The following is a 23355-nucleotide window of genomic DNA, read 5'->3' on the forward strand; positions in this document are numbered from 1 at the left end:
GCCGCCCACTTTGACGAGCAACGCAGGAATCAAGCGGAAGCTGGGGTGCATTTCTTTTGGTTACTTGTTCTTTGTGCAAGCAAAGAAAAGTAACTCGCTGAAAAAGCGAAAAGAAACCTAAAAAACAACCACAAACAAGTGCGCATCAATGTCCACCCTTCAATAACTACAACAACCAATCTAAAGAATAACCTTTTATTGCTGTCTCACGAGCCGGGATTCCAGGCAAACGCCGTAATGACGAGGGAGTGAATATGGTTGATAGTTAAAAAGAATAACCTTTTCCATCCATCCAATCACAAAAAAGGCGCACTTTTCAGCGCGCCTAGTTTTAAACTATCTGGCAAGTCCGCAACCATTTAAACATGCTTGCGTGCCAATCTGGCTACCCCTCTCAACCATCCCAACAAATCATCCACATAGGTATACAACACCGGAATGACCACCAGGCTGAGCAAGGTCGAGGTAATCAAACCACCAATCACGGTAATCGCCATCGGCGATCTAAAGCTGGGGTCTGCACTCCAGCCCAGCGCAATCGGCATCATGCCCGCCGCCATAGCGATGGTGGTCATGATAATCGGCCGGGCGCGTTTATGGCAGCCGTCGATAATGGCGTCAAATCGGCTCAATTGGCGCTCTTTGCGTGCCATGATGGTGTATTCGACCAGCAAAATAGAGTTTTTAGTCACCACGCCCATCAGCATTAACAGGCCTATCACACTCGGCATGGAGAAGCTGTTATGCGTCACCAGCAAGGCAAAGAAAGCCCCCCCCAACGATAGCGGCAACGCGCCCAGAATCGTCACCGGCTGCAAGAAGTCACCAAACAGTAATACCAGCACCACATAAATACACATGACACCAATAATCATGGCGCCGCCAAAGCTGCTGAACAGTTCGTTCATGCGTTTGGCATCGCCTGCTTCAAGCTGTTTGACGCTAGGTGGCAGATTTTGCATGGCAGGCAGTTGCTGCACTTCGCGCATGACTTCGCCGATCTGGCGCTTGTTAAGCTCAATATCAAAGGTGACATTACGCATGCGGTCCATGCGGTCGATTTGTTGCGGGCCGCTACCCATACGCACGGTGGCGACGGTTTCGAGACTGACACTGCCATTGCGGGCAGGCACGCGCAGTTGAGCGATCTCTTGCAAGCTACTGCGCACGCTGGGGCCGAGCCGCACGCGGATTGGCACCTGGCGTTGTGGCAAATTCAGCTTGGGCATGATGTTGGTGAAATCACCTGCCGTCGCCACACGTATGACTTGCGCAATCGACTCTACCGTCACGCCAAGCTCTGCTGCTTTGTCGACATCGGGGATAATCTGTACTTCTGGCCGTTGCAAACTGGCGCTAGAAGTAATATTGCCAACGCCGCTTAAGGTGCGTAATTGTTGTTGCACCTGTTGGCTGGCACTGGCCAGGGCATTGGCATCATCGCTGGCCAGGGTGATTTGCAATTTTTCGCCAGACTCACCAATCCCCACCGTGACGCGCGCACCGGGCAGATTTTTCAGGCGCTCACGCAGGTCGGCCTCAATCTCTGACTGCTTTTGTTTGCGCTCGCTGCGGTCAGTGAGGCTGATGACCAAACTGCCCTTACGGACATCAGTGGTGTTTTGAGCGGCATTCGGCCCACCGCCACCGGTGCTGGCAGAACCCGCAGCACTAAACACCGCCTTGACTTCGGGATGCTGCTTGACGAGGTGTTCAGCCATTTGCACCACCTGCCGCGTTTGTGCCAAAGGCGTGCCTGGTTGCAGCTCAATATTGACCTTGGTCTGGCTGCTATCAGAAGATGGCACAAAGCCTTTGGGTAGCAGCGGCATTAAGCTCAATGAGCCGACAATAAACAGTACAAAGCCAGCCACCACGGTTTTGCGGTGTTGCAAGCACCAGCCCACCCAGCGCAAATATGCGCGCATAGAAGTAGAGTCTTGTTCCTCTTTGACCACATGCGGCTTGAGCAGATAAGCCGACATCATGGGGGTTAACAAACGGGCGACGACCAGCGAGCCCAAAATTGCAATCGCTGCCGTGATGCCAAACTGCTTGAAAAACTTGCCCGGAATACCGCCCATAAAGGCCGTTGGCAAAAAGATGGCGACCAGCGTAAACGTGGTGGCAATCACGGCAAACCCGATTTCATCGGCGGCTTCCATCGCTGCCTGATACGGCGTTTTGCCCATGCGCAAATGGCGCACGATGTTTTCAATCTCCACAATGGCATCATCGACCAGAATACCGACCACCAGCGCCATGGCGAGCAAGGTCAGCACGTTGAGCGAGAAGCCAAAATACTGCATAAAAGCAAAGGTGGGGATCATAGATAAAGGCAAGGCCACCGCAGCGATAATAGTGGCGCGCCAGTCGCGCAAGAACCACCACACCACCAGAATCGCCAGTAACGCGCCCTCATACAACAGGTGCATGGAGCCTTCGTAGTTATCTTCTACCGGCTTGACCATGTTAAAGGCTTCAATAATCTTCACCTGCGGGTGCAACTGCTCAAATTTCTGCAGCGCGGCACGCACGTCTTTGGCCACCGTGACTTCACTGGTGCCTTTGCTGCGCGTGATTTCAAAACGGATCACAGGCTTGCCGTCATAGCTCGCATAAGTGGTCCGCTCGGCGTAGGTATCCAGCACCTCGGCCACCTGCGACAACTTGATATGGCGGCCATCACCAAGCGGAATATCGAGATTGCGTACTTCATCCGCGCTATGCAGGGCGCCCAAGGTACGTACCGACTGGATATTGTCACCAATATCGCCGCGACCGCCAGAAGCATCTTGCTGTACGCGTTTGAGCTGCGCCGAAACGTCGCTGACATCCACGCCCAAGCCGGCCATCAAGGTTGGCTCCAGATTGACCTGCACCTCGCGGTTCACACCGCCCGTGCGCGTGATTTTACCGACGCCATTGACGGCCAGCATGGCTTTGCTGACCTCGTTATCGACAAACCAGGACAGCTCGCCTTCATCCATGTTCTCCGCCGAGGCGACATAAGTGAGTATGGCATTGCCTGAGGTCGTCACTTTGGATACAGTGGGTGTGATCACAGCGGCCGGTAACTCCGAGCGCGCGCTATCCACGGCATTGCGCACCAGGTTGAGTGCTTCTTCACTCTTGGTATCAATCGTGAACTGCACCGCGATGCTGACACTGCCATCCGTGATGGTGGTAGTCATATGCTCAATGCCACCAATAGTCGCAATTTTGTCTTCAATCTTGCGCGCGACCTCGGTTTCGAGTTGTGGCGGGGCGGCGCCTTCTAGCGTCGCACTGACAGTAATGACTGGCAATTCGATATCAGGAAAGTTTTGTTTGCCCAGCTGATTAAGCGCTTTGAGGCCGAGAACACTCAGCACCACAAACAGCAAAATTGCCGGCACCGGGTTACGGATGGACCAGGCCGAAAAATTCATGTTTATGCCCCGCCCTTGCTCACCGTGACCACTTTAACGGTATCGCCATCGTTCAAAAAAGCACCGCCACTGAGCACCAGCGCAGTGTCGGCGCGTAGGCCACCCAGCACTTCAATCTGTTCGCCTCGCGTGCGGCCAGTTTGCACCTTACGCTGGATCACTTTGCGCAAGCCTTGCGCATCGGCTACTGTCAGCTCAAACACATAAGCAAAGCCATCGCGGTAGGTGACGGCGCTTAACGGCACGGCCAAGCCTTGTTGCTGACCAACGTCCACCTGGCCCTGCACATACATGCCGGGTTTGGCACTGTCTTTGGGAATATCTACATACACCAGCGCATTGCGGGTATTACTATCTACCGTGGGTGAAAGCAGGCGTACTTTACCGATCACAGCATTGGCACCCGGTAAAGTCAGACGCACTGATTGGCCTGCGTGCAAGGCAGCTTGCTGGTCAGCATTGACCTCACCGCGCCACTCAATGCGGCTTTGACGCACCAGGCGGAACAACTCGGCACCAGCAGACACCACATTGCCTAAATTGGCAGACCGGGTTGAAATCACACCATCATCCGGCGCCACCACTCTGGTTTGACGCAAACGGATTTTCTGGTTTTCCAGTTCTGCCTCAGACAAAGCCAAATTTGCTTTTGCCGTTTGTTCGGCGATCACATACTCATTGATTTTTTGCGCCGATAAGGCGCCACTGTCCTTGATTTCACGGGCTCTGTCGGCGTTACTTTTTGCCTCGGCCAGGGCCGCCTTGTCACGGTCTACCGTCGCCAGTTGTTTTTGCAAATCGGCTTTAACGGTTTCATCCGCCAGCATAACCAGCGGCTGACCTTTGCTCACTGGTGAACCAACATCGGCCAAGATTTGCTGGATACGCAAGCCAGAGATTTCTGCACTCACCAATGCCTCTTGCCAGGGAGAAATACTGCCATTCAGCACCAAGATCATCGGCCATTGCACAATCGCCGGATGCGTGACCTCGACGCTCAGGGCAGCCTTGGCGACTGGGTTCGCGCCATTCGTTTTAGGATTGGCGGCTGGGTTAAGCCCTGTTCTGCCAGCACGTTTGTCTGCCAGTTCGGCCTGATGCAAAGGATGTTGCCAAAACCATACACTGACCCCGACCAGCAGCGCGGCGATGATTAAAAATGTGTTTTTTTTTGTCAATTTGTTTGCCATCATGCTTACCTTTTTTCCATGGGTTTGACTATAGGGTTGGCTGTTTGTCTGGTTTCCAGCCAGTCTCCCCCAAACGCCTTATACAAAGCGATCCACTGTAATACCCGATTTTTCTGTTGCGTAATCACGTTCACTTCCGCGTTGATTTTCTGGCGGCGGGCATCCTCCAGCGACAACAAATCGAGACCGCCCGATTTCCAGTTCATTTCTGCCGCTTTAAAATATTGCCCATATAAGGCCGCACTTTCGCCTTCCGACTGCTGACGGCGTGTCGCACTGTCCAGGTTCACCAGCGCCTGTTCTACCTCTTTTACCGCATTACGCACGTTCTGCTTGTAAGTCGCCAGCAGGTTGTCAAAGGTCGCCCTATCCGCTTCGACCGCGGCGCGGTTTGCGCCACCATCAAACAAAGGTAACTTCAGGCTGGGGCCATACGACCAGGTCTGACCACGGATCACCAAGCCATTAATGGTGGTTTGTCGATAACCAATGGAACCGGTTAAGCTGAGGCTAGGGTACAGGGCCGCCTTGCTGACGCCGATGTTGGCGCTTGCTTCAGCCAGATTACGCTCGTCCCTGACCAAATCTGGCCTGCGCGTGAGCAGTTCGGCAGGCAGTCGCTGCACATCAAACATGGCGGGCTGCGGCAGACCCTTGCTTTGTGCCAGCACGCTGCGCAAGTCTGGCTCTGCCAAGTTGGTCAATGCCACCAACGCTTTGACCAGGCCATCACATTCCGCCTTCTGTCCGTCCAGGGTCGACTCACTGGCGCGGGTTGCCGCTTCTGCTAACGAAAGGTCCGCCATTGCGGTAAAGCCTGCGCGACTTGAAATACCGGTCAACCGTGCCGTTTCGCGACGCGAATCCATCGCCGCCTGCAATGCACCGACGGTCTCTTGGCAAGCGCGGTAATTGACATAATTGTTAGCGACCTCGGCAGCAAGGGTGATGCGGGCATCATGCCAGGCCATTTCTCTCGACTCCAGTTGCGCTTTGGCAGCCTGCTTGCCAGACCTGATCTTGCCAAACAAATCCAGTTCCCAGCTGGCATCCAGGGTGCCTGATGCGATTTTGACCGTGCTGGCGCCTAAAGCGGCATTGGCACCCTTGCTTTCAGTGAATGATCCGGTACTGCTCAGGGTAGGCACCCCTTGCGCATAGGCTGAGCCAAGATTCGCCCGCGCTGAGCGGATATTGGATAACGCCAGCTCGAGCGAAGGGCTCTCTTTTTGTGCCTGCGTCAGCAATTGATCCAGCACCGGGTCCTTGAATTGCGCCCACCAGTCTGTGAGGGAGGCGACTTGGCCGGCATGCGGAAGCGGCGCTTGCCACTGGGCAGGCGTTGCTGGCTGAGGCCGAATGTATTCCTCGAGTACCGAGCAACCAGCCAAGGGAACAAGCAGGCATAACCAAACCCAGTGGGGCCGCTGAATGCCATTGCGCTTATGCATGCTGATGCTCCATGCCCGTGATGCCATTAAGAAATAATGCGACCACAAAATTGATATGCTCCTCGATATCCCAATCTGCTGGCAACGCGCCAAACAGGGCCTTGTTACGCGGCCCCGCGATCAGCAATTCGCAATAGGACTCTGCTGCCTGTTTAAAATTCACTTTTGGAAATCTGTGCTGTGCCGCATAAAAAGCCAGTACTTCAGCCAACATCTGAAATAAGCGCTCAGGTCCAGCCTGCTTGATGGCCAGCGCTAATTCTGGCACATGGAAAAACTCGGAAACGCCGATGCGGTAAAATGACACCATGCGCGGCTCCAGCACGCGATTGAGCATAAAGCGCCCAATGTTGGTCAGTATTTCCTCCAGACTATGCTGATGCAGGTCATCCAGCTGCACCATGGCAGACACATCCTGCTCCACCATCTGCGTAATGGCGGCAATCAACAAGTCATATTTGTTGTCATAGCGTTCATAAATGGTGCGGGTGGACACCCCGCAATGGGCGGCGATACGCGCCACACTGGTTTGCGTGACGCCTTCCGTCATAAAAAGCGCCAGCGCACTGCTCAGTAACTGGCTATGGCGCTCGCTGGCGGTCCCGGCTTTGGGGCGTCCCACGCGGGTTTTGGCGGTGTTTGCGGTTGTCGTATGCGCTTGCATCATCTTCGCTTAAAATAAAAATAAAACGTTTCATTTTTATTTTAAGCGAATGATCAAAGCAATAGCAAGTCATTTCTTGTATGGCCCTTGTTACAAATTCGCAACGCGTCACGGCTGCTTTGCTATACTCGCAACACTTTTATTGCAGACCTTTTATTACAAACCTTTGCCATGGCCCTTAAATCCACCATTTATAAAATCGAGGTCAATATTGCTGATATGGACCGGCATTATTACCAGCAACATCATCTCACCCTGGCCAAGCACCCGTCAGAAACGGATGAGCGCCTGATGGTAAGGTTGCTGGCGTTTGCGCTGTATGCCGATGAATCACTGCTGTTTGGCAAAGGCTTGAGTGAAGACGATGAGCCTGATCTGTGGCAAAAAGACCTGACCGGCGCAATTGAACGCTGGATATGTGTCGGCCTGCCAGATGAGCGCGAGATTCGCAAAGCCTGTGGGCGCTCGGTACACGTGGTGCAAGTGCTGTATGGCGGCAGAACCGCCGACATGTGGTGGGAGCAACACCATAAAGCCATGCTTAAACTCGATAATGTAACCGTGCTCAATCTGCCTGAGACTGAGCAACTTGCAGCAGCGGCCACACGTGGGCTCAGCATCAGTTTTACCATCCAGGATAGACAAATCCTGGTGAGTTATGAGGGCGGTAGTTTTGAGATCAGCCCGGTCTGGCTGAAAGAAGCCAGCTAAGTAAACAACCAGCATGGCTGGCTGTTTTCAGCTTAGGTCGGATTGGAGACATACCGCAACGCCATACTGCGCCAACACCAGCATTCACAACTGGCAGGGCGTTAATGATCCTCCAGCTTACCGACCCAGACGCTGCGCAACTTGGCCAGCTTGTAACCCACGCTACTGCCCTCATGCGAGAGCGCATCCAAAAACAGCGATAAGCGCCGGGATTTAATCACCGTGTAAAAAGTCAGCAAGCTGACCGGGATAAACACGACAGAGAAATAAGCCAGCTTTTCCAAGGTGCTGGATTGGGTGAGGTCAATCAGATTCATGCCCAGCAAACCGGTTGTCATGGTGCCAATCAAGCCTAAGATGGTCACCACCGTCAAGCGGACGACGGTGTCGGCCTGACGCTTGATTTCTTCGCCTTCCAGATACTCTGCCATGTCCATAATGCGGCGACGGGTTTTTTCAAACAGGCTCACTGAATCCAGTTGTTTTAACATCAGTGTAAACAGGTCTTTGGCTACCGCTTGGTCGGACACATTTTCAAACCAGTAGCGATGGGTAAAACGCAAAAACACTGCGGTTGCATTGCGGATACGGTGACGGAAATTTTTGACCGACGCCTCACTTTGCATATCCAGGCGACTGATGGCTTGCACCATGCGGTCTGACAACATCAGTAACGCGGCTTTTTGAAAGTGCGCAATTAAAAACAGCAAAAAATACTGGTTTTGGTAGTGGCGCTTGATGCCGGTGCGTTCATTGGTAAACACGCGGTGCTGGTGACTGCCGACCACAACAAAATTTTGCCCAGTACACATAATGCGCGTGGTGCTCCACGGGTCTTGCCTGGCTTCGTCCCAATAGCGGTCATAGCAATTATTTTTTTCAAATTCCTGCAAAAAATGCTCGGTAAATGGCAAGGTCTCTGAGTGCCATGGCTGGCAAACCAGGCCGAGACGAATCAGATCACCGCGGCTGAGTTGGCTGACATCATCAAATGACAAATACGCCATCAGCGGCATGCGCTGGTATTCAATCTCGCGATAGCGCAACTCGCCTTGTTGGCTGGAATAATGCGGCACCAGCGGGTGCAACATCGCCAGCCAGTGCAAGGACACACAAGGCACATGGTTTTCTTTAACGTAGGCGAGATAGCGCGATTTATCCTCATAATCAGAACGCGCAATCACTTGCCCCTGCGCATCCAGCCACTCAATTAACTGTGCACAATGGCCGCCCTCACCGGTGTCATCCCAGTAGTTAGGATACGTGCGGCCTAGGCGGTACATCACCTCCATGGCCGACTTTAAGGGCAGGTCTTTGGCGGTGACCTCAAAGGCCAGCATGGCAACATCGATGTCAAAAAAGAAATACAACTCGACATGGGAGACACGCAACAACAAAGGCTGGGGCTCGCCCTGCAAGGTAATCCTTACCTGGTTAATATCACTGCGGGTAAAAATATGAATCGGTGACTCACCATAGCCACCAGACTCGCGGCCATGCTTGCCTTCGCCGTATAAAAAGCGCTGGGCAAACGGTAAAAAGGTGACGAACTCCTGGTATCTGGTCTCACTGAGGTGTGGCGAGTCCTGTAAAAACTCGTCTTGTATCTCGACCCAGGGCGAGTCGGGCGTGGCCTTCAACTGCTGCCAGGGGCGATCGACACAACCCGAGCTGTGATCGGTCATGAGTTGTATCGGCCACAATAATGTTTGCCTAAAGTCTCGTACGATACTGCTTTGCAGGTTGTCCGCCATGATGGATGCCCTTTTTGCCGCGTGGGTGGAGTCTGGACTATACCGCCGGTTGGCGATACAGAATCAGCGAATAAGCGTCGCAAATACCTGCCAAATAAGTTATCCGCAATGTCTGTAAACGTCCATCATGGTGCGCCCCGCATTCACCAGCTCGTAGACCAGCGAGCCCGCACCGGTGAAGACCACCAGCAGCACCGTCGCCAAGATCAGCTTACCCGTACTCAGCGCATGGCCGTTGAGATACATCAGCCATAACCGCCCAGACCAGATCAGCAGAATCAACCCTGCCAGTAACTGCAAGCCTGCGGCTAACTTAAATAATGGCCTGTCGGTTGCTTGTAGATATGTCGCCTGTAAGCTTGTCAGTTGCGTTTGCAACTGTGCGCCCAAGGCAGCATTTGGCCGTACTTCACCAGTGCTGCCATCAGTTGCGCATAGCACCCCTTGCTCAATCAGCGGTTTCAGCGTTGCCATGCCTTTTTCTAGCTGTATCCAGGCTTTTGCCGTGACCGGGTCAGCCAGGCTGATATTGGTGAGCGCAGCAGCAAATACCTGAATCACCAGCATGACGCCGCAGGCGGCGCACATCAGGCCAAAAAAGCGCTGAAATCCGCTTTGCACACCAGCCACTTTGGCCGCCAGATATGCCAAGGCCGACAAGCCCAACAATTCAAACAATACCCGGATGGCGGCCAAGGCATGGGCAGCCATGCCAGCCTCATCACTCACCAGTTGCACTGGGTTGGTCATTTCGGGAAACACCACCGCCAGCACCAGCGCAATGGTGAATGAGAGCAGCAAAAAGGCTATCGATTGCGCTAGCAGTGCATTCGGGTCATCCGCATTGAGGTGGTCATGCACCAATCGCGATGGCTGCGTCAGCATGCGGGTAAATTTGCCCAGATAGGCAGGCAACTCTTTGAGTACATTTTCTAATAACGACATGGCACCTCCCTTTTACACAGGTAGACATACCTTAACACCGTTGTCACGACGGAGGGTACTCCTGGCTAGGTTTGCAAACGACACCAAGCAGATTGTCTGTTGCACACCACAAAAGCCATAAAAAAAGCCAGCATCGCTGCTGGCTTTTCAAACGTGATCCGTCAAGCCTTACACCTTCTGATAGACCTCACTGCCTTTTTTCACGAACTCAATCGCTTTTTCCTGCATGCCCTTTTGCAGCGCTTCTTTTTCATCCACGCCTAATTTATCCGCATAGTCACGCACGTCCTGGGTGATTTTCATCGAACAGAAATGTGGGCCGCACATAGAACAAAAATGTGCTTGCTTGGCGCCTTCTTGCGGCAAGGTTTCATCGTGGAATTCCTTGGCTTTTTCCGGGTCCAGACCGAGGTTGAATTGATCTTCCCAACGGAATTCGAAACGGGCTTTACTCAATGCGTTGTCACGAATCTGTGCGCCTGGATGGCCTTTGGCCAAGTCGGCCGCGTGTGCTGCGATTTTGTAGGTGATGATACCGACGCGCACATCTTCTTTGTCTGGCAAGCCCAGATGCTCTTTCGGCGTCACATAGCACAACATGGCACAACCGTACCAGCCGATCATGGCCGCACCAATGCCGGAAGTGATATGGTCATAGCCAGGCGCGATGTCGGTGGTCAATGGGCCCAAGGTGTAGAACGGGGCCTCACCACAGTGCTCCAGTTGCAGGTCCATGTTTTCTTTAATCAGGTGCATGGGCACATGGCCCGGGCCTTCGATCATGCACTGTACATCTTGCTTCCAGGCAATTTGAGTCAACTCACCTAATGTTTTGAGTTCTGCAAATTGCGCTTCGTCATTGGCATCGTAGATAGAACCAGGACGCAGACCGTCACCGAGTGAGAAACTCACATCGTATTGCTTCATGATTTCGCAGATGTCTTCAAAATGCTCATACAAGAATGACTCTTTGTGATGCGCCAAGCACCATTTCGCCATGATGGACCCGCCGCGTGAGACGATACCGGTCATGCGCTTGGCCGTCATCGGGATATAAGCCAAACGCACCCCGGCGTGAATGGTGAAGTAATCCACCCCTTGTTCCGCTTGCTCGATCAATGTATCGCGGAAGATTTCCCAGGTTAAATCTTCGGCCTTGCCGTTTACTTTTTCCAGCGCCTGATAAATAGGCACCGTGCCAATCGGCACCGGTGAGTTACGGATAATCCATTCACGGGTTTCGTGGATGTTTTTACCGGTAGATAAATCCATCACGGTATCGCCGCCCCAACGCGTGCCCCAGACCATTTTCTCGACTTCTTCCGAGATCGAAGAACCCAGCGCTGAGTTACCGATATTGGCGTTGATTTTGACCAGGAAATTACGGCCGATAATCATCGGCTCAATTTCCGGGTGGTTGATATTGGCCGGGATAATGGCACGGCCACGTGCCACTTCGTCACGCACGAATTCTGGCGTAATCACAGCGGGGATGCTGGCACCGTAGTGTTGGCCTGGATGCTGGGTTTGCAGCAACTCGCTCATATTTTCGCGACGCTGGTTTTCACGGATGGCAATAAACTCCATCTCGGGCGTGATGATGCCTTGGCGCGCATAGTGCATCTGGCTCACGTTTTGGCCAGCTTTTGCACGCAACGGTTTGCGGTGCAGGTTAAAGCGCATTTGTGACAGCTCAGGGTCTACCAGGCGTTGATGGCCAAATTCAGAGGTCGGGCCGTCTAACTGCTCAACGTCACCACGCTCCATGATCCACTGCGCGCGCAACGCGGGCAAGCCGTTACGGATATCGATGTCAACATTCGGGTCAGTGTATGGGCCTGAAGTATCGTAGACGACCACGGGTGGGTTAGTCTCGCCGCCAAAGCTTGACGGCGTATCACTTAGCGAGATTTCACGGAATGGCACCTGAATATCCGGGCGGGAACCTTCAACGTAGATTTTGCGCGATTTGGCAAATGGTTTGGTCGCAGCGTCGTCAACTTTGGCATCGGCGTTGACGAATTTGATGTGCTTATCAATAGCGTTCATGAGCATCCTTAAGAAAGAAAAGACGTAAGGATGCATGTGGAAGTTTGCATTCCCTACGGTGGTATCAACCACATCAGGTTCGAAGGGTAACTCTCACTGCAAAACCATGTATACACACAGGATTTACAGACCCCTAGCAACGAGCGAATTGTCCGCGAAAAGCCTGGATAAGGCAAGCGAAACAAAATTTTGCCTCTGCTCGCCATCCATCCGCCATCACAGCGATCAGCCACCATCTGGCACGAAGCCTGATCCACTGCACCTCGCCAAAATTTGATTAGCAGACTGATTGCGCAAATTAAACACGGAATCGGCAACTATTCCGGCATTCGCCTTGCAGCCATCAACGCTACACTGCAGGTGTTAAATTTTATAAATATTTTGCAGCAAAAGGCATATTGCATGGATTGGTACAGTATTTTCTTTTTTAGGGCGGGCGCGCCCACGACGCTGCTCTATGGCAGCTACGATGCCTGGTTAGTGGTGTTGTCGGCGCTGGTCGCCATAGGCTCGTCTATTCTGGCTTTGCAATTAACGCGCCTGTCACAAAAACAAACCTCTGTGCTGTCACGGCGCCTTTCTATCATCGCCAGTTCAGTCTCATTAGGCGCGGGCATCTGGGCGATGCATTTTATTGGTATGCTGGCCTACCAGATCTGCACACCCGTTTCTTACTACCCAGACGCCACCTTGGTCTCGATGATGCCTAGCATTCTCGCCTCATACTATGCGCTCAACTTGATGTCTGAAAATCAGATTGATTACCGCAAGCTGATCAAAGGTGGCTTTGCCGTAGGGGCGGGTATTGGTGCCATGCATTATATTGGCATGCTTGCCATGCGCATGGAGCCGCTGCTCAAGTTTGACCTGATATGGGTACTGGTATCTGTGGTGGTCGCCGTTGTTTTATCAACGTTATCGCTGTGGACAGGCATTTTTTTAAACCACAAAGGCAAAATCCCGCCCAAATTGAGCATCATCGTCGGTGGGGTACTGATGGGCAGTGCCATCACTGCCATGCACTATACCGGCATGGCCTCGGCGCGCTTTCTGGGGCAAGCCAAGCCCGGCTTCAACCCGGATGACAACCAATCCATCACTTTGGCATTGGGCATTACGCTGGTCACCATTCTGATTGGTATTATCGCCACAGGCATCAACGCTTTGATACGCTACCGGCAAATGCTGGCGACTATTCAGGCCAGCGAGACCCGTTTGTCGACCATTCTAGATACGGCGGTAGATGGAATCGTCACCATCAACACCACGGGCGAAATGATCGCCTGCAATGATGCTGTGGAAAAACTGTTTGGCTGGAGCAAAACAGAAATAAAAGGCAAAAACATTTCAGTGCTGATCCCGGAACCGGACAGCTCAAATCATCTGCATTACTTAAAAAATGCCCTCGCTAGCGGTGAGGCAACCATCAGCAATGAAGGCCGCGACCTCGATGCCATCCGTAAAGATGGCACTACCTTCCCGATCCGGCTGGCGATTGGCGAAGTCAATCTGTTCAATGAGACCTTATATGTTGGCTTTATTACCGATCTAAGCCAACGCAAGGCGATTGAAGAAGCGGTGCGTGAAAAAGACCAGCAGATTCAATCGATGATGAACAACATCCCGGGGGTGACCTTCCGGGTCAGCCTGGAGGGCGAGTGGAATATCCTGCTAATCAGCGATGCTGCGCTGCAAATGACGGGCTGGCCCGCCCGTGATTTTTTAAGTGGACAGCAACGCTTTTCACCCCTGATGCATCCTGAGGATATTGCGCGCGTGCGGCCGATTGCCGTCAAGGCGATTAAACGATTAGTAAGCTTTGAAGTGGAATTCAGGATCACAGATCGCAATGGCCAAGAAAAGTGGATTTCTGCGGTGGCCTCGCCGCTGTTGAACAAAGACGGCATGCCCTATGCCATGGACGGTGTATTGCTGGACATTACTGAATCCAAGCAGAAAAATGCCGAATTTGAAGGCATTGTGAATGCGATCAACTTCTCAAACAATGTCGCTGAATTTACCATTGATGGCTTTGTCGTGAGCGCCAACCAGCACTTTCTTGACCTGCTGGGCTACCAGTTATCTGAGGTGATCGGCCGTCATCACTCTATTTTTTGCGCGCCAGACTTTGCTCTGACCGAGGCTTACAAACAAAAGTGGTTGTCACTGCGGCGTGGTGAGTTTGTGCATGGCGAATTTTTACGCTACGGCAAAGCAGGCAAACAAATCTGGATTAATGCCTCTTACAGCCCGGTACGTGACGTCGATGGCAAGGTGGTGAAGGTACTGATGTTTATGATGGACATCAGCGAACGCAAACAAATGGAGCAGGCGTTGCGGGCGGCTAAAGAGACCGCGGAGCAGGCGGCTAACGCCAAGAGTACTTTCCTGGCGAATATGAGCCATGAAATCCGTACCCCGATGAACTCCATCATTGGCTTTAGCGAGTTGTTGCTGGATACCCCCATGCAAGCTGAGCAACGCAACTACTTGTCCACCATCAATCAGTCAGCCAAATCGCTGCTGCATTTGCTCAACGATATTCTCGACAGCGCCAAGCTAGAAAAAGGCATGCTGGAAATCGAAATGGTTGATTTTTCACTGCGCGAACTCGTCGATGGGTTGATTTCTTCGTTATGGTTTCAGGCACGCAAGAAAAATCTCGACCTGAGGTTGAGATTAGACGCACAAACCGATGGCTACTACCATGGCGCAGAGCACCGTATTCGCCAGGTATTGACCAACCTGCTTGGCAACGCGATCAAATTTACTGAAACGGGACACGTCGAATTAAACGTCCACACCACCGCACAAGGCGAAATCCAATTCGACATTATAGATACTGGCATTGGCATTGAAGAAAGCCGTCTGGAAGTGATTTTCGAGCCATTTACCCAGGCAGATGCGTCTATGAGCAGGCGATTTGGCGGCACCGGCCTAGGCACCACCATTAGCAAACAACTGGTTGAACTGATGGGTGGCCGCATCACCGCCAGCAGCAATATTGGCCATGGCAGTTGCTTTTCGGTGGTGCTCCCGCTCGTTACGGGCTACGCGCCAGAAAGCAGCTCACCATACCCGACATCCATGCTGGCTCTGCCTGCACTTCGTATTCTGGCTGCCGATGACATTGAACAAAACCGTAGACTACTCAGCATTGTGCTGGAGAAACAGGGGCATCATGTGACGCTGGCCAGCAACGGCGAGGAAGTGTTGACGGCATGGCAGCAACAGGCTTTTGACCTGATTTTGATGGATGTACAAATGCCAGTGATGGATGGCCTGAGCGCCAGCATGCATATCCGCGCCGTCGAGCAACAAACTGGCAAGGCCAGAACACCCATCATTGCACTTACGGCCAGTGTGCTCGAGCAAGACCGCCTCGCGGCGGCAGAAGCCGGGATGGATGGCTTTGCCTCTAAGCCGATTGAGCTGCCATCATTACTGACCGAAATACAGCGCGTGCTAACGCTGCAGCGAGGCTCCACGCCCACATCCGCCCCGGCATCCGCTCAAACATCAGCACATTTTGACCTGAAAAAAGGCGCGCAGCTTTGGGGCGACGCACAAACTTACTTGCATGAAATCCATGTTTACCTGCAAGCGTCGCGCAAACATATCAGCACCTTACAACAAGCGATCAAGGATCAGGAGATTGCCGTCATCCGGCAAATCGCACATGCCAATAAAGGCGTCAGTGCCAACTTGGCCTTGCTCAATATCCAACACAGTTACCACGCACTGGAACAAATGACTGAGGATCAATGGCCGACATGTTCGGCACAGGTCGCCCAATTACAGGATCACTTGCAGGCATTGCAGGCAGCCATTACCCCATTGCTATCGCAGCAAGCCACCACCACTGACAAGGCAACGCTGCCGATGTCGCAACTGCTGGAGTGGCTACAGACGTTGCGCACGCTGGTGGTGATGAATGAGCTGGATGATCACCTCGTTAACCAACTTACTCAACATGCGCCAGCTGCCTGGCACCAGGCCCTCAACACCATTACGCAACAACTGAACGATTTTGACTTTGAACAAGCCGTCATGCAGATTGACCAGTTACTAGCCACGCAAACCCAGGAGGCTTCTTGATGATAGAGACCCTCATACAACAAGCCAAAATTCTGATTGTGGACGATGAGCCACTCAACTTAAAAGTGTTGAAACAGGTGCTGCAGGACAATTATCGATTGAGTTTTGCCAAGAACGGCATGGATGCCATCGAGCTGGTCAAAAAAGAAAAACCCAGCCTGATTTTGCTCGACGTGATGATGCCGGGGATGACGGGCTTTGAAGTCTGCCGCCATTTAAAAACCGACCCGGAAACCAGTACTATTCCCGTGATTTTTGTCACTGCCCTGGCTGATGAAGCAGACGAGTCAGAAGGCTTTGCCGCAGGCGGCGTTGATTATATCAATAAGCCGATTTCGCCAGCGCTGGTACGCGCACGCGTTAAAACGCACTTATCCCTGGTGCATATCGACGAACTGAAACGCACCCATTTGGAATTGATTCAGCGCCTGGGCCGTGCGGCAGAATTTAAGGACAATGAAACCGGCTTGCATGTGATGCGCATGAGCCATGTCTCTGGCCGATTGGCGTTGCAATTAGGGATGGATGCGCATCATGCCGAGCAATTGGTTCATGCCGCCCCCATGCACGACATCGGCAAAATCGGCATTCCCGACCATGTGCTGCTGAAACCTGGCAAACTGAATGATGAAGAACTGACCATCATGCGCCAACATCCGCAAATGGGGGCAAACATTCTGGATAATTCGAGTTCGCCACTGATCAAGCTGGCACACGCCATTGCGCTCTACCATCACGAAAAATGGGATGGCAGCGGCTATCCGTTTGGTCTCAAGGGAGAAGAGATTCCGCTGGAGGCACGCATTGTCGCCGTCGCAGATGTGTTTGATGCCCTGCTCAACAAACGCCCCTACAAAGAAGCGTGGCCGGTAGAAGAGGCCGTGGCAGAAATTGAGCGCAATCGTGGCAAGCACTTTGACCCAGCCGTGGTCGATGCCATGTTGCAGTGCCTGCCAGAGTTAATCGCCATTAATAACACCTGGCTTGAAAAAGATTAGCTAACTAGGACCAGGGCTGCCATACACTGGCAGCCTGCCATTTAACCCAGTTTGGCTTTGAGCAGTTCGTTGACTTGCGCAGGGTTAGCCTTGCCTTTAGACGCTTTCATGCATTGACCAACCAGTGCATTAAAGGCTTTTTCTTTACCAGCTTTGTATTCATCAACCATGGCCTGGTTAGCCGCCAGCACCTCATTGATAATGGCTTCAATGGCGCCAGTATCAGACACCTGCTTGAGGCCTTTGGCTTCGATAATGGCGTCTACCTCGCCCTCGCCCGCCCACAAGCCTTCAAACACCTGCTTGGCTGCATTGTTAGAAATCGTGTTATCGGCAATCCGCTTGAGCAAAGCAGCTAATTGCGCTGCAGACACCGGGCTGTCTACAATTGATTTTTCTTCGGCGTTGAGCTTGGCTGACAACGCGCCCATCACCCAGTTAGCGGCCTGTTTTGGGTCCGCACCTGCATGCACCACCGCCACAAAATAATCAGCCTGACTACGTGAGGCGGTCAATGTGCTGGCATCGTAGCTCGATAGTTGGTATTCACTCACCAAACGTGCCTGCAAGGCTTGTGGTAGCTCTGGCATCTGGGCTCTCACCCGCGCTTTGTCCGCCTCGGTCACTTCCAGCGGCAGCAAGTCAGGGTCAGGGAAGTAACGGTAATCGTTGGCTTCTTCTTTGCTACGCATGGCGCGTGTTTCACCCGTGTCCGGGTTAAACAGCACCGTGGCTTGCTGAATGGTGCCGCCATCTTCCAGGGTTTCGATCTGCCACTGCGTTTCGTACTCAATCGCCTGCTGCATGAATTTAAACGAGTTGAGGTTTTTAATTTCACGGCGCGTGCCTAACTTATCCGAGCCTTTGGGTCGAACAGACACGTTCACATCACAACGGAAAGAGCCTTCTTGCATGTTGCCATCACAGATGCCTATCCATTGCACCAGCTCATGCAGTTTTTTAGCATACGCCACGGCCTCAGCCGCGCTACGCATGTCCGGCTCAGTCACAATCTCCAGCAACGGCGTGCCAGCACGGTTCAGGTCTATGCCCGACATGCCTTCAACTGCGCCGTGTACAGATTTACCTGCATCTTCTTCCAGATGCGCACGTGTGATATTGATCACTTTTTCGTAGGCTTCGGTATTTTTAGTCGCAGGCACCTGAATGGTGATTTTGCCTTTGCCTACCACCGGCAACTCAAACTGGCTGATCTGGTAGCCTTTGGGCAAATCAGGATAAAAGTAATTCTTGCGCGAAAACACGCTGCGCGGGGCCATTTCAGCCTCAATCGCCAAACCAAACTTGATCGCGCATTCAACCGCTTCTTTGTTGAGTACTGGCAATACGCCTGGCAAGGCAATGCTCACTTCACACGCCTGCGTATTGGGCTCAGCCCCATAGGTGGTCGAAGCACCGCTAAACTGTTTAGATTTAGTTTGTAACTGAGTGTGGGTTTCCAACCCGATGACGACTTCCCACTGCATTTAGATTCCCTCCGGCATACGTGTGTGCCAGTCTGTCACTTGTTGATAAGCGTGGCCGATCTCCAGCATGCGCGCCTCATCAAAATAATTGCCGATAATCTGCAAACCGACCGGCAAGGCCTTGCCTTCACTGCTGGCAGCAAAACCAGCTGGAATACTCATGCCTGGCAACCCCGCCAAGTTGACGGCAATGGTGTACAGGTCTTCGAGGTACATGGCGACCGGGTCGCTGGTCTTCTCACCAGCCTTAAAGGCTGTCGAAGGGGCAGCGGGCCCCATGATCACATCGCAGTGCTTGAATGCCTCGACAAAATCCTGCGCAATCAGGCGGCGAATTTGCTGTGCTTTGAGGTAATAGGCGTCATAGTAACCAGCGCTCAATACATAGGTACCAATCAAAATACGGCGTTTGACCTCGGCACCAAAGCCTTCGGCACGCGATTTCATATACATTTCCATCAGGTCGTTGTATTCAGCCGCACGGTGGCCATAACGCACGCCGTCAAAACGCGACAGGTTGCTTGAGGCTTCTGCCGGCGCCAGCACGTAATACACAGGGATAGACAGGTTGTTGTTAGGCAAACTGACTTCAACGATTTCTGCACCCAGTTTTTTGTATTCGGCAATCGCCGTTTCAATCACTTGGGCCACGTCGGCACTCAGGCCTTCGGCAAAGTATTCTTTAGGCAAGCCGATACGCAGACCTTTGAGCGGCTGCGCGCCAGTCATGTTAGCCAAGCCACGCGTGTAATCTTCTTTTTCGCGATTGACGCTGGTGGAGTCACGCTCATCGAATCCTGCCATGACATTGAGCATCAAGGCGCAGTCCTCTGCCGATTTAGCCATCGGACCTGCCTGATCAAGTGAAGAAGCAAAGGCGATCATGCCGTAACGCGACACCAAACCATAAGTGGGTTTGAGGCCAGTAAAACCGCACAATGAAGCAGGTTGACGAATGGAACCGCCGGTATCAGTACCCGTTGCTGCTGCACATAAGCGCGCCGCGACCGCTGCCGCAGAACCGCCAGAGCTACCGCCCGGCACGCGGTCAACATCCCAAGGGTTTTTCACGCCACCAAAATAGCTGGTCTCGTTGGAGGAGCCCATGGCGAATTCGTCCATATTGGTTTTACCCAGGTTCACCGCACCCGCCGCATCAAACTGGCTGATGACATGCGCGTCATACGGGGAGATAAAGGTCTCCAGCATTTTTGAGCTACAGGTAGTGCGCCAGCCTTTGGCACAGAAAATGTCTTTTTGCGCCAGCGGGATGCCGGTCAATGGGCCGAACTCACCGGCTGCAATGCGAGCATCTGCCACTTTGGCCTGTGCCAGCGTTTTGTCCTCGTCGATGGTGACGTAGGCATTGATGGTCGGGTTAAGCTGCGCCATGCGCTGCAAATAGGCTTGCGTTAACTCAACACTGGAAACTTGTTTGCTGGCCAACTGCTGGCCCAGCTGTTTAAGACTGCTGTTAATCATAGCGGCTGTATCTAATTAGTTAAACACGCGAAAGGGGCGCAGAAAAAGGCTTATTCAATGACTTTGGGCACCAGGTACAGGCCATCCTGCGTGGCTGGGGCAATCGATTGAAACAGCTCGCGCTGGTTGGTTTTGGTGACCACGTCTTCACGCAGGCGCTGTGTCACATCTTGCGAGTGCGACATCGGCACAATCCCGGTGGTGTCGACCGCCTGCATTTGCTCGATCAAACCGAGAATACCGGAAAGTTTATTGAGGGTTTCTTGCGCTTCACTATCGCTGACCTCAATGCGGGCCAGGTGAGCGATACGCTTGATATCATCTAGATTCAGTGCCATGTCAGGTTAATTGTCTGTAAGATTTTGAAAGCACATCTTAATTTCATGTGCGTTTTGCGCTATTATACCTTGATTTTATGCCGCACTTAGCGAGCAGTTCTAAAGTCGGAAACTTCACAGGATAAAACAATGTTCGGTTCAATCAACAGCTACTTCTCCAATGACCTTGCCATTGACCTTGGCACCGCCAACACCCTGATCTACGTGCGTGGTAAGGGCGTCGTGTTGGATGAACCGTCGGTAGTGGCGATTCGTACCGAAGGCGGTCCCAACGGTAAAAAGGTATTACTGGCGGTGGGTTCGGATGCGAAAAGCATGCTAGGCCGCGCCCCTGCCAATATTCAAGCCATTCGCCCAATGAAAGATGGGGTGATTGCCGACTTCACCATCACCGAGCAAATGCTCAAGTTTTTTATCCGCAAAGTACACGAATCACGCTGGTTCTCACCTAGCCCACGCATCATCATCTGTGTGCCAGTAGGCTCTACGCAAGTTGAGCGCCGCGCCATTAAAGAATCTGCCGAGCGCGCAGGTGCTAAACAGGTATTTTTGATTGAAGAACCGATGGCAGCCGCCATTGGTGCTGACATGCCAGTGGCGGAAGCGACCGGCTCCATGGTGGTGGATATTGGCGGTGGCACCACTGAAGTCGGCGTGATTTCACTGGGCGGCATTGTGTACGCCAAGTCTGAGCGCGTCGGTGGCGACAAGTTTGACCAGGCGATTATCGACTACATTCGCCGCAACTACGGCATGCAAATCTCCGAGCCAACCGCTGAAGCCATCAAGAAAAGAATCGGCTCCGCGTTCCCGGGCTCCGAAGTGCTCGAAATGGAAGTCACTGGCCGCAACCTGGCAGAAGGTTTACCACGTAAATTCACCATCTCCAGCAACGAAATCCTAGAAGCATTGACCGAGCCGCTGAACTCTATCGTTGGCGCGGTGAAGTCTGCGCTGGAGCAAACCCCACCAGAGCTGGGTGCTGACATTGCCGAAAAAGGCATGGTACTGACCGGTGGTGGCGCGCTGCTACGCGACTTGGATCGCTTGCTGGTAGAAGAAACCGGTTTACCGGTCATTGTGGCCGAAGACCCGCTGACTTGCGTCGCCCGTGGCTGCGGTCGCGCACTGGAAGAAATGGACAAGCTGGGCAACGTTTTTGCTAGCGAATAATTCGGGGCAACGTTGGCACGCACCCGACCATGCTAAAAGGCATACACCAACAGCTTGATCCGCAGGAGTCCCCGGCATTTTTTATCCAGGGACCCAAGCCTTTTTCACGCCTGATGTTTTTTTGCACGCTATCACTGGTGATGATGGCGGTCGATGCACGCTTTGACTATTTAAGCCAGGTTAGACAATGGTTCAGCACAGCTTTACACCCGCTAGAGGTGCTGGCCAGCGCGCCTAATGAGTGGGGTCGCAATATCAACACCTACTTCACGTCACATAACCAGCTGATTCAAGACAATTTCAAACTCAAGCAACAGTCACTGATAGACAATGCCGCCTTGCAGCGCCTGGCGACAGTGGATGCCGAAAACGCCCATTTGCGCACGCTATTGGCGGGGGATGCGCCGATTATTCCGCAAGCCACGCTCGGCGAAGTGTTGCATATGGGGCGCGACCCGTTTAGCAACATTATCACGCTCAACCGCGGCAGCCGTCACCACATCACCCCAGGCCAGGCCGTGGTGGATGAGCAAGGCGTGGTCGGGCAAATTACGCGTGTGTATACCTTTACCAGCGAAGTGACGCTGATTACCGACAAAAAACTGTCGATTCCGATCCAGATTGAGCGCAACCAGTTGCGCGCCATTGCCTTTGGTGAAGGCAAGCGCAACACGCTGGACATCCCTTACTTGCCGACCAGTGTCGATATTAAAGTCGGCGACAAGCTGGTCACTTCAGGGATTGATGGTGTGTATCCAGCAGGCCTAGCTGTGGCGGTGGTCACCCAGATCAAACAAAGCCAGGACTCCCCTTTTGCCAAAATCATCAGCCGCCCGATTGCAGGCGTGAATAACCACAAACACGTGCTGATCCTCAAGGTACCCGAGTCACCGGCCATCAACCAGTCCAGCGAAAACAGGCAAGTGCTACCACGCAATAACGCGCAGCACCTGGACCAGTCTGTGGTTGAGGTCTTGCAAAAAAATAACGCGGCGGTTGACCCGCACCCCGCCACTGAAACCCCCGTGCTGGATGCGCCCAGCTCTGAACCAGGCGCCACCACACTGCCTGATAGTACACTCACCCCTGCCGCACCGGAGCATCCATGAAACCGGTAAAATTCAGTATCTTTTTGTTCACTATGCTGGCTGGGTTGGTCTTTCAGCTCTATCCATGGTCTGACACCGGCGTCATCATCCGCCCTGACTTTTTGCTGGTCATCATGATTTACTGGGTGCTGCAAGCACCTTATCACTGCAATATTGGCTGGGTCTGGTTTGCCGGGCTGTTGGTCGATTTATCCACGGGCAGCCTGCTCGGCCAGCATGCGCTGACGTTTGCCATCACCGCTTTTCTCGGCCTGATTTACCAGCGTCGCCTGGTGCTGTTTAACCGCTGGCAACTTTATTTGTATGTGATCTTTTTGTTTGGCGTACAACGCGGACTGATTTTATTGCTCAAACTGTTCGCCGGTAGTGAGTTGCCCGACTGGACCTACGCCCTGCCGGTCGCTTCGGACCTGATCTTGTGGCAGTGCATGATTATCTGGTTTGGCGAACTGACCCGCCCGAAGAAGTTATAAGC

General features: G+C 52.9%; 16 protein-coding genes and 1 riboswitch. Of the genes, 6 read left to right on the forward strand and 10 right to left on the reverse strand.

Annotated elements, in window-relative coordinates:
- Positions 1-359 precede the first annotated feature (359 nt).
- Genes E6Q52_RS10470 through E6Q52_RS10485 form a run of 4 tightly spaced genes read right to left on the reverse strand, consistent with a single transcriptional unit; the run spans position 360 to position 6739 of the window.
- Positions 360-3431, reverse strand: a complete 3072-nt coding sequence (locus tag E6Q52_RS10470) for an efflux RND transporter permease subunit (protein ID WP_292821772.1) — start codon at positions 3429-3431, stop codon at positions 360-362.
- Positions 3432-3433: 2 nt separating this feature from the next.
- Positions 3434-4621: an efflux RND transporter periplasmic adaptor subunit gene (locus tag E6Q52_RS10475; RefSeq protein WP_292821774.1), complete on the reverse strand. Its 1188-nt coding sequence runs from the start codon at positions 4619-4621 to the stop codon at positions 3434-3436.
- A gap of 5 nt (positions 4622-4626) precedes the next feature.
- Positions 4627-6072 carry an efflux transporter outer membrane subunit gene (locus tag E6Q52_RS10480; RefSeq protein ID WP_292821776.1) on the reverse strand — a complete coding sequence of 482 codons (1446 nt, stop codon included), beginning with the start codon at positions 6070-6072 and terminating at the stop codon, positions 4627-4629.
- A complete protein-coding gene (locus tag E6Q52_RS10485) occupies positions 6065-6739 on the reverse strand; it encodes a TetR/AcrR family transcriptional regulator (protein ID WP_292821779.1) in 675 nt (224 codons plus the stop codon). The genes E6Q52_RS10480 and E6Q52_RS10485 overlap by 8 nt, the downstream gene beginning before the upstream one ends.
- A gap of 168 nt (positions 6740-6907) precedes the next feature.
- Here E6Q52_RS10485 and E6Q52_RS10490 point away from each other — a divergent pair, with 168 nt between their 5' ends.
- A complete protein-coding gene (locus E6Q52_RS10490) occupies positions 6908-7447 on the forward strand; it encodes a YaeQ family protein (protein ID WP_292821781.1) in 540 nt (179 codons plus the stop codon).
- A 101-nt stretch (positions 7448-7548) separates the two neighbouring features.
- Here E6Q52_RS10490 and E6Q52_RS10495 read toward each other — a convergent pair whose 3' ends face one another.
- The 3 genes from E6Q52_RS10495 to thiC all read right to left on the reverse strand — a co-directional run bounded on the left by E6Q52_RS10495 (position 7549) and on the right by thiC (position 12195).
- Positions 7549-9201, reverse strand: coding sequence for a hypothetical protein (locus E6Q52_RS10495; protein WP_292821783.1), 1653 nt, complete (start codon positions 9199-9201; stop codon positions 7549-7551).
- Between the two features lie 99 nt (positions 9202-9300).
- Positions 9301-10146 carry a hypothetical protein gene (locus E6Q52_RS10500; RefSeq protein WP_292821785.1) on the reverse strand — a complete coding sequence of 282 codons (846 nt, stop codon included), beginning with the start codon at positions 10144-10146 and terminating at the stop codon, positions 9301-9303.
- 168 nt (positions 10147-10314) lie between these two features.
- The gene (gene thiC, locus E6Q52_RS10505; RefSeq protein ID WP_292821787.1) at positions 10315-12195 is read right to left on the reverse strand and encodes a phosphomethylpyrimidine synthase ThiC; all 1881 of its coding nucleotides are present in this window, start codon (positions 12193-12195) and stop codon (positions 10315-10317) included.
- Between the two features lie 32 nt (positions 12196-12227).
- Positions 12228-12340, reverse strand: a riboswitch (TPP riboswitch).
- 257 nt (positions 12341-12597) lie between these two features.
- Here thiC and E6Q52_RS10510 point away from each other — a divergent pair.
- Together E6Q52_RS10510 and E6Q52_RS10515 are read left to right on the forward strand one after the other, a co-directional pair.
- A complete protein-coding gene (locus E6Q52_RS10510; protein WP_292821789.1) occupies positions 12598-16293 on the forward strand; it encodes a PAS domain S-box protein in 3696 nt (1231 codons plus the stop codon).
- Positions 16293-17291 (forward strand): two-component system response regulator, encoded by a 999-nt coding sequence (locus E6Q52_RS10515; RefSeq protein WP_292821791.1) that lies wholly within the window; start codon positions 16293-16295, stop codon positions 17289-17291. Before E6Q52_RS10510 ends, E6Q52_RS10515 begins: the two co-directional genes overlap by 1 nt.
- A 41-nt stretch (positions 17292-17332) precedes the next feature.
- On the opposite strand, the gene gatB is transcribed toward E6Q52_RS10515, so the two are convergent.
- Genes gatB through gatC form a run of 3 tightly spaced genes read right to left on the reverse strand, consistent with a single transcriptional unit; the run spans position 17333 to position 20598 of the window.
- Positions 17333-18778, reverse strand: coding sequence for an Asp-tRNA(Asn)/Glu-tRNA(Gln) amidotransferase subunit GatB (gatB, locus tag E6Q52_RS10520; RefSeq protein ID WP_292821793.1), 1446 nt, complete (start codon positions 18776-18778; stop codon positions 17333-17335).
- Positions 18779-20260 (reverse strand): Asp-tRNA(Asn)/Glu-tRNA(Gln) amidotransferase subunit GatA, encoded by a 1482-nt coding sequence (gene gatA, locus E6Q52_RS10525; RefSeq protein ID WP_292821795.1) that lies wholly within the window; start codon positions 20258-20260, stop codon positions 18779-18781.
- Positions 20261-20310: 50 nt separating this feature from the next.
- Complete coding sequence (gene gatC, locus E6Q52_RS10530; RefSeq protein WP_292821797.1) at positions 20311-20598, reverse strand: Asp-tRNA(Asn)/Glu-tRNA(Gln) amidotransferase subunit GatC; 288 nt, start codon at positions 20596-20598, stop codon at positions 20311-20313.
- 129 nt (positions 20599-20727) lie between these two features.
- On the opposite strand from gatC, the gene E6Q52_RS10535 reads away from it, so the two are divergent.
- The 3 genes from E6Q52_RS10535 to mreD are packed head-to-tail and all read left to right on the forward strand — an operon-like array spanning position 20728 to position 23353.
- On the forward strand, positions 20728-21771 hold the full coding sequence (locus E6Q52_RS10535; protein ID WP_029147738.1) for a rod shape-determining protein: 1044 nt from the start codon (positions 20728-20730) through the stop codon (positions 21769-21771).
- A 29-nt stretch (positions 21772-21800) separates the two neighbouring features.
- Positions 21801-22880, forward strand: a complete 1080-nt coding sequence (gene mreC, locus E6Q52_RS10540; RefSeq protein ID WP_292821801.1) for a rod shape-determining protein MreC — start codon at positions 21801-21803, stop codon at positions 22878-22880.
- On the forward strand, positions 22877-23353 hold the full coding sequence (gene mreD / locus E6Q52_RS10545) for a rod shape-determining protein MreD (protein ID WP_292821803.1): 477 nt from the start codon (positions 22877-22879) through the stop codon (positions 23351-23353). The genes mreC and mreD overlap by 4 nt, the downstream gene beginning before the upstream one ends.
- Positions 23354-23355: the final 2 nt, after the last annotated feature.

The sequence above is a fragment of the Methylophilus sp. genome (assembly GCF_008015755.1).
Classification (GTDB): domain Bacteria; phylum Pseudomonadota; class Gammaproteobacteria; order Burkholderiales; family Methylophilaceae; genus Methylophilus.

Excerpts from the sequence above, each read along its gene's own strand:
- E6Q52_RS10500 (WP_292821785.1), bottom strand. The coding sequence starts at position 10,146 with ATGTCGTTATTAGAAAATGTACTCAAAGAGTTGCCTGCCTATCTGGGC.
- E6Q52_RS10495 (WP_292821783.1), bottom strand. The coding sequence starts at position 9,201 with ATGGCGGACAACCTGCAAAGCAGTATCGTACGAGACTTTAGGCAAACA.
- thiC (WP_292821787.1), bottom strand. The coding sequence starts at position 12,195 with ATGAACGCTATTGATAAGCACATCAAATTCGTCAACGCCGATGCCAAA.
- E6Q52_RS10490 (WP_292821781.1), top strand. The coding sequence starts at position 6,908 with ATGGCCCTTAAATCCACCATTTATAAAATCGAGGTCAATATTGCTGAT.
- E6Q52_RS10535 (WP_029147738.1), top strand. The coding sequence starts at position 20,728 with ATGTTCGGTTCAATCAACAGCTACTTCTCCAATGACCTTGCCATTGAC.
- mreC (WP_292821801.1), top strand. The coding sequence starts at position 21,801 with ATGCTAAAAGGCATACACCAACAGCTTGATCCGCAGGAGTCCCCGGCA.
- E6Q52_RS10470 (WP_292821772.1), bottom strand. The coding sequence starts at position 3,431 with ATGAATTTTTCGGCCTGGTCCATCCGTAACCCGGTGCCGGCAATTTTG.
- gatC (WP_292821797.1), bottom strand. The coding sequence starts at position 20,598 with ATGGCACTGAATCTAGATGATATCAAGCGTATCGCTCACCTGGCCCGC.
- E6Q52_RS10475 (WP_292821774.1), bottom strand. The coding sequence starts at position 4,621 with ATGGCAAACAAATTGACAAAAAAAAACACATTTTTAATCATCGCCGCG.
- E6Q52_RS10515 (WP_292821791.1), top strand. The coding sequence starts at position 16,293 with ATGATAGAGACCCTCATACAACAAGCCAAAATTCTGATTGTGGACGAT.
- E6Q52_RS10485 (WP_292821779.1), bottom strand. The coding sequence starts at position 6,739 with ATGATGCAAGCGCATACGACAACCGCAAACACCGCCAAAACCCGCGTG.
- E6Q52_RS10510 (WP_292821789.1), top strand. The coding sequence starts at position 12,598 with ATGGATTGGTACAGTATTTTCTTTTTTAGGGCGGGCGCGCCCACGACG.
- E6Q52_RS10480 (WP_292821776.1), bottom strand. The coding sequence starts at position 6,072 with ATGCATAAGCGCAATGGCATTCAGCGGCCCCACTGGGTTTGGTTATGC.
- mreD (WP_292821803.1), top strand. The coding sequence starts at position 22,877 with ATGAAACCGGTAAAATTCAGTATCTTTTTGTTCACTATGCTGGCTGGG.
- gatA (WP_292821795.1), bottom strand. The coding sequence starts at position 20,260 with ATGATTAACAGCAGTCTTAAACAGCTGGGCCAGCAGTTGGCCAGCAAA.
- gatB (WP_292821793.1), bottom strand. The coding sequence starts at position 18,778 with ATGCAGTGGGAAGTCGTCATCGGGTTGGAAACCCACACTCAGTTACAA.